The 12,177-nt window shown below is 67.3% G+C and carries 10 protein-coding genes; 7 read left to right on the top strand and 3 right to left on the bottom strand.

Annotated features, from left to right (window positions below; genetic code table 11):
* Nucleotides 1–90 precede the first annotated feature (90 nt).
* Nucleotides 91–2,589, bottom strand: coding sequence for a DNA topoisomerase (ATP-hydrolyzing) subunit A (locus tag NNX35_RS10575; protein ID WP_255863229.1), 2,499 nt, complete (start codon nucleotides 2,587–2,589; stop codon nucleotides 91–93).
* A 128-nt stretch (nucleotides 2,590–2,717) separates the two neighbouring features.
* Here NNX35_RS10575 and NNX35_RS10570 point away from each other — a divergent pair, with 128 nt between their 5' ends.
* The 4 genes from NNX35_RS10570 (at nucleotide 2,718) to NNX35_RS10555 (ending at nucleotide 8,190) form a co-directional block, all read left to right on the top strand.
* A complete protein-coding gene (locus tag NNX35_RS10570; protein ID WP_255765873.1) occupies nucleotides 2,718–5,405 on the top strand; it encodes a GNAT family N-acetyltransferase in 2,688 nt (895 codons plus the stop codon).
* Between the two features lie 61 nt (nucleotides 5,406–5,466).
* A complete protein-coding gene (locus NNX35_RS10565) occupies nucleotides 5,467–6,141 on the top strand; it encodes a DUF5998 family protein (RefSeq protein ID WP_255765874.1) in 675 nt (224 codons plus the stop codon).
* Between the two features lie 4 nt (nucleotides 6,142–6,145).
* Nucleotides 6,146–7,354: a nucleotide pyrophosphatase/phosphodiesterase family protein gene (locus tag NNX35_RS10560; RefSeq protein ID WP_255867734.1), complete on the top strand. Its 1,209-nt coding sequence runs from the start codon at nucleotides 6,146–6,148 to the stop codon at nucleotides 7,352–7,354.
* A gap of 2 nt (nucleotides 7,355–7,356) precedes the next feature.
* A complete protein-coding gene (locus tag NNX35_RS10555) occupies nucleotides 7,357–8,190 on the top strand; it encodes a thymidine kinase (protein WP_255867733.1) in 834 nt (277 codons plus the stop codon).
* A gap of 83 nt (nucleotides 8,191–8,273) precedes the next feature.
* Here NNX35_RS10555 and sepH read toward each other — a convergent pair whose 3' ends face one another.
* Entirely contained in the window at nucleotides 8,274–9,587 is a 1,314-nt protein-coding gene (sepH, locus tag NNX35_RS10550; RefSeq protein ID WP_255863228.1) for a septation protein SepH, read from the bottom strand.
* 316 nt (nucleotides 9,588–9,903) lie between these two features.
* Between sepH and NNX35_RS10545 the strand changes: the two genes are divergently transcribed.
* Nucleotides 9,904–10,203, top strand: coding sequence for a DUF4193 domain-containing protein (locus tag NNX35_RS10545; RefSeq protein ID WP_255867732.1), 300 nt, complete (start codon nucleotides 9,904–9,906; stop codon nucleotides 10,201–10,203).
* A gap of 1 nt (nucleotide 10,204) precedes the next feature.
* Here the strand turns inward: NNX35_RS10545 and NNX35_RS10540 are convergent, their stop codons facing one another.
* Nucleotides 10,205–10,690: a DUF3093 domain-containing protein gene (locus NNX35_RS10540; protein ID WP_227922439.1), complete on the bottom strand. Its 486-nt coding sequence runs from the start codon at nucleotides 10,688–10,690 to the stop codon at nucleotides 10,205–10,207.
* A gap of 205 nt (nucleotides 10,691–10,895) precedes the next feature.
* Here NNX35_RS10540 and dut point away from each other — a divergent pair, with 205 nt between their 5' ends.
* Entirely contained in the window at nucleotides 10,896–11,366 is a 471-nt protein-coding gene (dut, locus tag NNX35_RS10535; RefSeq protein WP_255765879.1) for a dUTP diphosphatase, read from the top strand.
* Nucleotides 11,367–11,433: 67 nt separating this feature from the next.
* Nucleotides 11,434–12,177, top strand: a complete 744-nt coding sequence (locus NNX35_RS10530; RefSeq protein ID WP_255867731.1) for a DUF3710 domain-containing protein — start codon at nucleotides 11,434–11,436, stop codon at nucleotides 12,175–12,177.

Raw genomic sequence — 12,177 nt, 5'->3', positions numbered from 1 at the left:
CCGGCGCCCAGACAGCAAAGAACGGGCCGGTCCGCGGGAGCTGCATGCTCCGCGGACCGGCCCGTTTTTCGTTGTTGCTGCCTGCCGGCGTCAGCCCTGGCTTGGTCCTACGGCGTCTACCGCGTTGGCCAGGGGCACCCCGGAACCGTCCCGCCGGCCATGCTCGGTGGGCAGGGCCCGCGCCACCCCGTTGGCTGCGGACGCCTTCGCGGGACCGTGTCCGGCCCACGCCACCGACAGCGAATCTTCGCCCTTCAGGAAGCGGTGCGCCCGGACGCCGGCAGTGGCCCGGCCCTTCGCCGGGTATTCGGCGAACGGTGTCACCTTCACCGACCCGCCCGGAGTGCCCGGCAAGGCCTCGGTGGTGGTCGAAACGGTGACGACGACGGCGTCGGGATCCTCCGCGGCCACGGCACCGAAGAACACCGCGGCGTCGTCGGCGGCCAGCTTAATCCCGGCCACGCCGCTTGCCGTACGGCCCTGGGCGCGGACCGCGGAGGCAGGGAAGTGCAGCAGCTGCGCCGACCGGGTGATGAAGACCAGTTCGTCCGTCTCGTCCGCTGCCACGGACACCCCGATGACCTCGTCCTTGGGCTTGAGCGTGATGGCTTCCCAGTCATCACGGTTCAGCGGGTAATCGGGATTGACCCGCTTCACCACGCCGTTACGGGTGCCGATGGCGACCACGGCGTTCAACGGAACAAGTCCCACCAGCTTCTCGCCCTTGCCCAGGGTCATGAATTCCTTGACCGGCACGCCGCCGGCAAGGTTCGGCAGGCCGGCGGTCGGGGGCAGGGCGGGCAGGTCAAGGACGGAGATCCGGATCATCCGGCCCGAGGAGGTCAGCGCCCCGATCTCGCCGCGGGCGGTGGTCTTGACCACCGAGCGGAACACGTCGTGGCGCACCCGCTGCCCGCCTTCGGCGAGCGGTTCCTGGTCCGAGGTCCGGGCCACCTGGCCGGAGGCGGACAGGATGGCCCAGCAGGGATCGTCCGGGATCTCCAGCGGAAGGATCGCCTTGGCGCCCTTGCCCGCGACGCCGGCCGCAGCGGTCACTGCCGCACCTTTCAGGGGTGAAGCGGCCTCCGATTCGAGCAGCACCGTACGCCGCGGCGTCGCGTATTTTGCCGCCACTTCGCCCAGTTCATCCGAGACCAGGGAGCGCAGCCGCTGCTCGGAGCCGAGAATCGCTTCGAGCTCCTCGATGGCTTTGCGCAGCTCGTCCTGCTCCTTCTCGAGCTCGATGCGGGAGTACTTCGTCAACTGCCGCAGGCGCAGCTCGAGGATGTGGCTGGCCTGGACTTCGGTCAGGTCGTACACGGCCATCAGCCGTTCCCGGGCCTGGGCCGTTTCATCCGAGGACCGGATGATCTGGATGACCTCGTCAATGTCCACAATGGCGATCAACAGGCCCTCGACCAGGTGCAGCCGGTCCTTCTTCCGGCTCAGCCGGTAGGCGGTGCGGCGGCGGACCACGCCGAGGCGGTGTGCAACGTAGACCTGCAGCAGCTCAACCAGGCCCAGGGTCCGGGGCTGCCCGTCCACGAGGGTGACGTTGTTGATCCCGAAGGAATCCTCCATGGGCGTGAACTTGTACAGCTGGGCCAGCACCGCGTTGGGGTTGAACCCGTTCTTCAGCTCGATCACCAGGCGCAGGCCGTGGCTGCGGTCCGTCAGGTCCACAATGTCGGAGATGCCCTGCAGCTTCTTGGACGTCACGGCGTCCTTGATCTTTTCAATGACCTTTTCCGGGCCGACCATGTAGGGCAGTTCGGTGACCACCAGGCCGGTGCGGCGCGCGGTGAGCTGCTCCACCTCCACCTTGGCGCGGGTCTTGAAGGAACCGCGGCCGCTGGCGTAGGCATCGCGGATGCCGTCCAGCCCAACGATCCGTCCGCCCGTGGGCAGGTCCGGTCCGGGGATGAAGCGCATCAGCTCCTCCAGCCCGGCGTCCGGGTTGGCGATCAGGTGCTGGGTGGCGGCAATAACCTCGCCGAGGTTGTGCGGCGCCATGTTCGTGGCCATGCCCACGGCAATACCCGTGGCACCGTTGACCAGCAGGTTGGGGAAGGCTGCGGGCAGCACTTCGGGCTGCTGGAGCTGGTTGTCGTAGTTCGGGACAAAGTCCACTACGTCTTCGTCCAGGTGATCCGTCAGGGTCAGGGCCGGGGCCGCCAGCCGGGCCTCCGTGTAACGGGCGGCGGCCGGACCGTCGTCGAGCGAGCCGAAGTTGCCGTGGCCGTCGATCAGCGGCAGGCGCAGCGCCCAGTCCTGGGCCATGCGCACCATGGCGTCATAAATGGCCGTGTCACCGTGCGGGTGCAGCTTGCCCATCACCTCGCCCACCACCCGGGCGGACTTCACATGCCCGCGGTCGGGCCGCAGCCCCATGTCGGACATCATGTACAGGATGCGCCGCTGGACAGGCTTCAGGCCGTCGCGTGCATCGGGGAGGGCACGCGAATAGATCACCGAGTAGGCGTATTCGAGGAAGGAGCCCTCCATCTCGGTGGTGACATCTATCTCGATGATGTTCTCGGCGATCTTTTCGCCGGGTACGGATTTGGAGACGGGTTGGCGCCGGGCCATGCTTTTGTCGAATCCTTGCAGTGTTAGGGGACAGGGATTGCGCCCCGTACATAATCCACGCGGTGCGGAGCCACGCTGTACAGAGCGGGTGGATGACTATGGGGAAGTTTGCCCACTACTCTGATTCTATGGTGGAGCAGGGACATTACCCCGAATATTGGGAAGCCGACGTCGTGTTGCGGGACGGGGGGACCGGCCATCTGCGCCCCGTTTCCCCCTCCGATGCGGACGCGCTGCAGGCCTTCCACATGCGGCAGTCGCAGAGTTCCATCTACCTGCGGTTCTTCACCTACAAGGCCAAGCTCACCAATAAGGAGCTGGAGCGCTTCACCAATGTGGACTACCGGGACCGCGTGGCGTTCGTCATCACCATTGGTGATGAAATCATCGGCATCGGCCGCTACGACCGCCTCGACGATCCCACCGAAGCCGAGGTTGCCTTCAACATAGCCGACGGCCACCAGGGCCGCGGGCTGGGGTCCATCCTGCTGGAACACCTGGCCGCCGCCGCCCGCGAAAACGGCATCCGCCGCTTCTCCGCGGAAGTCCTTCCCGAGAACCGCAAAATGATCGGCGTCTTCGCCGACGCCGGGTACGAGGTAAGCCGGCACTTCGACGACGGCGTGATCGCACTGGACTTCAACATCGACCCCACCGAGAAATCGCTGGCGGTCATGGAAGCACGCGAACACCGTGCCGAGGCCCGCAGCGTGGCCGACCTGCTCTCGCCGTCGTCCATCGCCGTCATCGGAGCCAGCCGCGAATGGGGTTCGGTGGGCTACCAGCTGCTGGAGCACATCATCGAGGGCGGCTTCAAGGGATCCGTCTACGCCATCAATCCGGAAGCCTTCGAACTGGCCGGCATGATTTCCTACAGCCGGATTTCCGAAGTGCCGGAAACGGTCCAGCTGGCCGTCATCGCCGTGCCCTACGAACAGGTCCTGGAGGTGGCGGACGAATGCGCTGCCGCCGGGGTGAAGGCCCTGCTGGTGGTGACCGCCGGTTTCGGACCGAAGGGCCCGGAGGGGCTGGCCCGGCAGCGGGCCCTGGTCCGACGTGCACGGGCCCACGGCATGCGCGTGGTGGGGCCGGCGTCGCTGGGCCTGATCAACACCCGGCCGGACGTGTCCCTGAACGCTTCCATGGCACCGGCGCTGCCCCGGCGCGGGGGACTGGGGCTCTTCAGCCAGTCCGCCGCCATCGGCGTCCTGCTCTACGCCACTGCCCAGCGGCGCGCGCTGGGACTGTCCTCCACCATCTCCGCCGGCAACCGGGCCGACGTCTCCGGCAATGACGCCATGCAGTACTGGGAGGACGACGCCGATACGCGCGTGGTGGCCATGTACCTGGAGTCGGTGGGGAACCCGCGTAAGTTCTCCCGCCTGGCCCGCAGGCTGGCGCGCACCAAACCCGTGATTGTCGCCAAGTCGGACGTGACCGGCCTGCAGCTTCCGCCCGGCCACGCCGTGCGGACCACGCAGGCCCCTCCGGGCGCCCTGGACGCGATGCTCCGCCAGTCCGGCGTCATCCGCGTGAGCACCAACGAGCAGCTGATCGACGTGGCCCAGATTGCCGTCAGCCAGCCGCTGCCGCGCGGGCGCCGGGTGGCTGTCTTCAGCAACTCGGTGGCTCTGGGCCGGGTCCTGGCCGATGCCTGCACCGGACTGGACCTGGACATCACCCGCCTCGAGGCGGAACTGGCCCTGGACACCGGGATGAGCGTGGCGCTGCCGCAGCTGCGCCGCACGGTCACCGAGGTGCTGTCGGACGACACGGTGGATGCCGGCGTCGTCGCCATCCTCCCGGCGCCGGGACTGCGGACGGAAGCGATAGCCGCCGTTCTGGCCGAATGCGTGCAGGAGACCGGCAAGCCCCTGGTTGCCGCCTTCACCGGGATCGTGGATCCCCGGGCGCATGTCGAGGGGCTGCTTGCGGCGGACCCCGAGGTGCCCGGCGGCGGATTGCCCTGCTTCAGCAGCCCCGGCGCAGCGGTCACCGCCCTGGCCTCCGTGGTGCGCTACACGGAATGGGCGCAGCGGGACCACGGCAGTTTCGTGGAACCCGCCGGTGTCGATACCGAAGGAGCCTCGGCCTACCTCGACTCGTTGATGGACCGGGTGGAAGGCGACGCCCTGACCCGGCTGGACCAGGAACAGACGGCAAGACTCCTGGAGTTCTACCGCATTTCCGTGCTGCCCGCCGTCGGGTTTTCCACGCCGGACGAAGCCGTGGCCGCAGCTGAACAGCTTGGCTGGCCGGTGGCGGTCAAGACCCGTGAAGGGCACCTGCGCCACCGCCTGGACCTCGGCGGGGTGCGGCTGAATATTTCCACGCCGGAAGCACTGCGGACCAACATCGGGCAAATGCACCAGGCCCTGCGCCGCTACGGTGAATTCGAAATGGAAGTCCAGTCCATGGCCAACAGCGGGCAGGGCTGCCGGATCCGGGCCATTGAGGATCCGCTGCTGGGACCGGTGATCTCCTTCGGGCTCGCCGGTGATGCCACCAGCCTGCTGGATGACTGGGCGCACGGCGTTCCACCGCTGACGGACCGCGACATTGCCGACCTGGTGCGGGCACCCCGTTCAGCTGCCAAGCTCTTCGGCTACCAGGGACTGCCCGAAGCCGACATCGCAGCCCTGGAGGACCTCATCGCCCGGCTGGCTGTCCTGAAGGACGAGCATCCGCAGATCGCACTGATCGACATCAACCCGGTCCTGGTCTCCGCCGACGGCGTGACCGTGCTGAGCGCCGACATCCGGCTGGGCAACCCGCAGCGCCGCACCGACAGCGCCCGGCGCGCAATGCGGGACTGATCTGCTTACCTGCCCGCGCGCCATTTAGGCATGTAGGGGCGGTCTGGGGGAAACTGGAAGCATGTCGCCGTTACTTTCCGCTGAACGCCGCAGCCTTGACGCATCCATGGAACGGGCAGGCTTCTACCCGACGCTTTTGGCCGACGTGGTCCATGATGCCCTCGACGGCCGTGAACCGCTGTCCCATCTGATCCACCTCGAAACGCATTTTGAGCGTACCGAGGTGCACCGCCACATCACGGTCCTGGTGCTGACCGAGGACATGCTCGTCATCACGCACGTCGATGACCAGCAGCTGGATGAAGCCGGCGAGCAGATGATGGCGCAGGTCTCCACCGAATCCGTACCGGTAACGCAGATCCGCTCCGTAGTGCTGGGTTATATGTATGCCCAGCCGCAGAACTACAAGCCATCGGACCCGGCACGGGAAATGACCCTCGCCATTGCCTGGTCCGGCGGCCAGCGCCTGGACATGGGTCCCGCCGGCTGTGCGGACCCCCAGTGCGACGCGGACCACGGTTACACCGGGACCATCGCGCAGGAAGACATTGTGCTGCGCGTCAGTGCGGAAGCCGACGGCGCCCAGGCGGTCCAGAACGCCAAGGCCTTCGCCCGCGCCCTGCGCAAGGTGAACACCGACACCACTGCGGTTCCCCGCCCGGTCGACGGCGGCGACCCGCGCCAGCGCATGCCCGGCATCGGTGGACGCTTCAACCGCGCCCACCCGCAGCGCTAGCACCGTGGCATCAAACCCCGCTGCTCCTGACCTCCTGCCCGCAGCACCGGCTTACGGAACCCGTTCCGTAGCGGACGTGCTGTCCAGCGCCGCAGCCGTGCTGGGCGTGCCCGGCTATGAGAACCTGCTGTCCCTTCCGGCGGCCCGGCGGGTCTGCGTGGTGATGGTGGACGGGCTGGGCCTGTCGCTGCTCAAAAAGCGCGGCGGGCACGCCCCCTTCCTGAAGGGGTTCCTGCCTACCGCGCGTACCCTCAGCGCCTCCTTCCCCACCACTACTGTTGCGTCGCTGGCATCCCTGGGCACCGGACTGCCTCCCGGCCGGCACGGACTCGTGGGATACGACGTCCTGGATCCGAACCAGGACAAGGTAGTAAACATGCTCGGCTCCTGGGATCCGGGGGTGGACCCGCTGCAGTGGCAGCCCTATCCCACCATCCTGGAAACGGCCGCGGAGCACATTCCCGTGGCCACGGTCAGCCTGCCCCGCTTTGCCGATTCCGCCCTGACCCGTGCCGCGCTCCGGGGCGGCACGTTCATCCCGGCCTCCGGAGTGCACGCCCGGGTATCGGCCGCCGTCGACGCCCTGGCAGGTGCGGACCGGATGCTGATGTACCTCTACTGGAATGAGCTGGACAAGGCGGGGCACCGGTACGGTGCAGCTTCCCCGGAATGGGGCAACGAGCTGGAAGAACTCGACAGCGCCCTGAAGCGGCTCGTGGCCAGGGTGCCGGCCGGCACCCTGGTGGTGTTGACCGCAGACCACGGCATGGTGGATGTCCCCGCTTCCCAGCGGTTCGATTTCAGTACCCAGCCGGAACTGATCGACGGCGTCCGGCACACGGCAGGCGAGCCGCGCATGGTCCATTTGTACCTGGAACCTGACGCGGGACATGATGCGCTCAGCCGGCTCAAAGCCGCCTGGCAGGCCGCCTACGGCACCCGGGCATGGATTTTCACCCGCGACGAAGCAGTGCGTGCCGGCTACTTCGGACCCGAGGTGGATGCCGCCGTCCTGCCCCGGATCGGCGACCTTATGATCGCCGCACGGGAGCAGATTGCACTGTTCGACACCCGCCGCGTTGCTGCCTCGGCGCTGGAGGTCACCGGCCAGCACGGGTCGCTCACCAAGGCAGAGTGCGAAGTGCCCCTCCTGGTCCTGGCACGCCCCGAAACGCGGAAGCGCGCGTCTTCTCCGGCGCAGGGAGGGAAGTAGCCATGGCGGAACTGGTCTTTTTCTCAGGCACCATGGACTGCGGCAAATCGACGCTCGCGCTGCAGATGGATTACAACCACAGCGCCCGCGGCCGCGGCGGAATCCTGTTCAGCCGCAATGACCGGGCGGGGGAGTCCATGATCTCCAGCCGCCTTGGACTGCAGACGCCGGCGGTTGAAGTGCGTGACGACACGGACTTCTGGGCCGAGGTGCTGCGCTGCAGGGCAACGGGGCACAACGTGGACTACCTGATCTGCGACGAGGCACAGTTCTACAGTGCGGCGCAGGTCGAGCAGCTGGCCGCCATCGTGGATGAGATGGACATCGACGTGTTCGCCTTCGGCATCACCTCCGACTTCCGGACCCGGTTGTTCCCGGGGTCGCAGCGCCTGGTTGAGTTGGCGGACCGCATGGAGGTCCTCCAGGTCCGCGCCCTGTGCTGGTGCGGGCGGCGCGCCACCCACAACGCCCGCACCGTGGACGGGGTAATGGTGACGGAGGGCGACCAGGTGGTGGTTGGCGACGTCGAATCCCGCACCCCGGCTCCGGCCCCTGCCGCCGAAGCGGAACTGCCGCTGTTTGCGGATGAGCCGCTGTTCGAGGACCGGCCCTTGTTTGACGATCAACCGTTGTTCGACGCCGATGACCTGCTGGCTCCCGGCGCTGCAGGGTCCCCGGCGGGAACTTCGGCGGAAGCGGCCCCCGTCATCGGTTATGAAACACTGTGCCGCCGGCACTACATGCGCCGGGTAACCGCACAGCAGGCAGCGGCCCTCGCAGACCCAGCGGAATCAGCGTCGGTGTGTTGCGTGGAGTCCAAGGCGGAAACGCCCTAGGCAGTACCTTCGCGTAGGGCGCGCCGGGAATCGCTCAGGGCAGCCCTGAAGGGCCTCGTCAGCGAATCGAACGTCCTCGGGGACTAGTCGCCCTTGGTGCCGAAGACAATCTCGTCCCAGGACGGGACCGAGGACCGCTTGGGCTTGATGGCGCGCCGTTCCTGGGCGCCGTCGTCCTTGCCCTCTGCCTTATCGGCGTCGGACGGCTGCTGGCCCTTGCCTCCGCTGGGCAGGCGGTCCCACGGGAAATCGCGTCCGGCGTTCTTGCGGGCGGGGGATTCCACCGGTGCCTCGTCCGGAACAGCGGTCTCTGCTTCCGCGGGCGGGTTGGGCGTTTCCTCGTCGGTACCGTCCGCGGCAGGTTCCCGGGTGGCCCGCCGGCGGAAGGGCCGCGCCAGGACGCTGATCTCCCGGGTCTGGGTAACGCTGCCGGGAAGGGCCACGGGATCTACCGGATCGTCGCTGTCCGCGGAGTCGACCGACGGCGCCAGGGTCAGGCGGCCGGTACGCGGCCGCTTGCCGTTGCTGTCCTCGTCCTCTGTATCGGGGCTGCCCTCCCGCGGGTGCGCCGCTGGGACGCTGCCCTTGGACAGCAGGGTTGCCAGGGCATCGTCGCCGTCTTCATCGCTGCCCAGCCGCTGGCCGCGCCGCGACCGCAGGACTTCGAGGATGTCGTCGGTGTCGTCGGAGGAGGCTCCGCCTTCTGCTTCGAAATCGAAGACGCGGTCCGCGACGGCGGCCAGGCGGCGGGTGGGCACGGGTGTGTCCAGCGGTTCCAGTTCGCTCAGGACCTGGGCCCAGCGGTTGGTGTTCGTAACGCTCTTGCGCAGCGGGCTGAAGATCCAGCGGGCCGGCGGTTCTTCGCCGACGGCGACCCGGGACTTCTCGGTGAGCTCGAAGCGGGCCACCACTTCCCAGGTTCCATCCGGGCGGCGCCAGGCATCCCACTCGACGGAATCGGGGTCCACGCCGAAGGAACGCAGCCGGTGCAGCACCATGTCGCCGAGGTTTACCGGATTCTCACCAAAGGCACTGCGGTAACCGTCGTGGGTGGCGGACATGGGCGCGGCAACTTCAACGCCCTGCGCCTGCCGCGCAACGTACTCACGTTCGGCGAGCACGGGGCCTTCGTAGCGGCGGATGTGCGCCAGGTCGTGGCCGGAAAGTTCGGCAACCTCTTCGGCGCTGGCGCCGGATCGGATCCGGGCCTGGATATCCCGCGGAGTCATGGTGGTGCCGGCCGCCGGAGCAGCCTGCGGTGCGGACCGGTGTACGGGGCGCGATGCCGCCACCCGGAGGGCTTCATCAATCCGGAGACGGAAGGTTTCCCCGCCCTTGCCGCTTAACAGCAGATGTTCGCCACCTTCATGGACACCCACCAGCCGTAGATCCTGCATCAAAAAGTCCTCCACCCGATAGCAATTCCTTCTTGAAACAATGCCATCCCCGGCGCCGAAAACCTAAGCTTTGCCCGGGTGTGGCGCATTTGGAAAGGGTGCAGGATTGCCGTCCCTGCGCGGGAGCGTACGTCCGGAGCAGCAGCCGGTTCGCTTTTTGGCCCTATGTGGGTAAAAATCTCTGCTTTACGGGCACAAAACAGGTATCCGTGGCGTTGATATCTCCGAGTCACCGACGCGGGTCCGTAAGAGCCGGTCCGCCCCGGGGCTCAGGCAGCAGCGAACACCATTCAAACGGACGGCGAGATAAGACACTATGGCGACAGATTATGACGCCCCGCACAAGACCGGGGAAGACGCCGGAGAAGAGTCGATAGAGGAGCTCAAAACGCGGCGCACCCCTGTGCAGACAGCCGTCGTGGACGAGGACGAGGCAGAGGCGGCTGACAGCTTTGAGTTGCCCGGGGCGGACCTTTCCGGCGAGGAGCTGCTGGTTCGGGTCCTTCCGGCGCAGGCCGACGAGTTCACCTGCGCCTCATGCTTCCTGGTCCGCCACCGCTCACAGATAGCCCTGGAAAAGAACGGCATGTTTTACTGCGTGGACTGCGAGGGCTGATTCAGCGCCCGGAGGTGAGCGCCTCGACCAGCTTTTCCGGACGGCGCGTGGAGGTCAGCCAGTACGGCGTGCGGTCCGCCGGATCAGTGATTTCAATGCGGACCACGGGGGAGATCCAGCCGCGGATGCACATGTAGGCCGTAGCGTTCAGCGCCGGACCGCGCTGCATGGTGGCGTCTTCGCCCCGGAACGCCTCGACCTTGCCGATGAAGCGCCGCTCGATCTGCGCCCGTCCAACCTGCAGGGTTTCCGGGGTAACCCGGATCTGGGGTGTAGAGATCACCAGGAGCACTGCCAGGATGACTGCGGCGACTACGGCACCGGTAATGCCCGCGGCCAGGCTGATCGGGACAAACACAAGGATGCAGGCCGCGGCGAGGAGGGCGGCGACGAACCAGATCCCGAAGGAAGGTGTGAGGCGTTCGGAGTACAGCACGGTGCCGGCGGAGCTCTTGGAAGAAGGGCTCTTTGCAGAAGGGGATGACATACCCCCAGCTTTTCACCTTTGGCGGAGCATTTCATCCCGCGCCGTGCCGGTGGGCAAATGCCCGGCGGCCGTTCAGGAAAACGCGCTAAAGTGTGGTGGTTGGCCCGGTGGCCTGGGCCGAACGGCCCTGCCGCCCGGATGCTTCCACCGCCCCCGCAGCCGTCCCGGCTGCTGTTGTTGGAATCTATTGAAACCGGAGAAACTGGTGCAAGATGCAGGGACCACGCTGAAGGTACAGCTGAAAATGCTCGACGACGGGCTGGAACCGCCGTCGTACGCGCACCCCGGCGACGCCGGAGCCGACCTTCGCTCCCGGATCGATTTCACCCTTGAGCCGGGGGAACGGCAGCTCATTCCCACCGGTGTTTCACTGGCCCTGCCTTTCGGCTACGCAGCTTTTGTCCACCCCCGGTCCGGGCTCGCCACCAAGCACGGCATCAGCATCGTCAACGCGCCCGGGACCGTGGACGCCGGCTACCGCGGAGAAATCTCCGTCACCCTGATCAACACGGATGCGACGCAGCCGGTGACGCTGCGGCGCGGCGACCGGATTGCCCAGCTGGTGATCCAGCGCGTGGAAACGGCCGAGTTTGTTCCCGTCGATGAGCTGCCGGATTCTGTCCGGGGTGCCGGGGGATTCGGCTCCACCGGAGGATTTACCGCAGTTCCGGCCTGACCGGCAACCGGACCGCGGACGGCGGCCGTACTTAGAACTTGCAGACAAGAGAGAAGGAACTTCGGTTATGGCATTTGGGCGCCGTAAGAAAACCAAGGCAGAGGAAACCGCCGGGTCGGAAGCAGCAGCGGAGAATGCGGCCGCAACGGGCACGGACCCGGCAAACGCCGACGCCGGCAGTGACGCCGTGCAGGCTCCCGCAGCCGGTGGTCCCTACGACCTGAGCGAGCGGCCCTCCGAGGAGGGCTACGTTGATCTCGGAGCGCTCCGGATCGCCGCCTCCCAGGGGCTGCAGCTGCGCCTGGAGGTCGAGGAAAAGACCCAGCGCGTGGTTGCCGTGACGCTGGACCTGGAGGGATCCAGCCTTCAGCTGCAGGCCTTCGCCGCTCCCCGGTCGGAGACCCTTTGGGACGACATCCGGGACCAGATCGGCAAGTCCGTGGGGTCGCAGGGCGGCACAGTGGATGAACTCTCCGGTACGTTCGGCACCGAGCTGCTGGCCCGGGTGCCTGCGCAGGCACAGGACGGCTCCAAGGGCTACCGAGTGGCCCGCTTTGTCGGCGTTGACGGTCCCCGCTGGTTCCTCCGCGGAGTCTTCGGCGGCCCGGCAGCCATGAATCCCGAAGCCGCCGGCCCCCTGGAGGAAGTCTTCCGCAACGTAGTGGTGGTCCGGGGCGAGCAGCCCCTGCCGCCGCGCGACCTCCTGCAGCTGCGCCTGCCCCGCGATGCTTCCCCGCTCCCGCGTGCCGACAAGGGTGCAGCCAAGCCCGCCGCACCCGAGCGCGGCCCGGAAATTACGACGATCGGCTAA

Source organism: Arthrobacter sp. zg-Y844, assembly GCF_024385465.1.
In the GTDB taxonomy this organism is placed as follows: Bacteria; Actinomycetota; Actinomycetes; order Actinomycetales; family Micrococcaceae; genus Arthrobacter_B.
The sequence above is the reverse complement of the archived record's forward strand: the minus strand, read 5'-3'. Positions and strand labels throughout refer to the sequence as shown.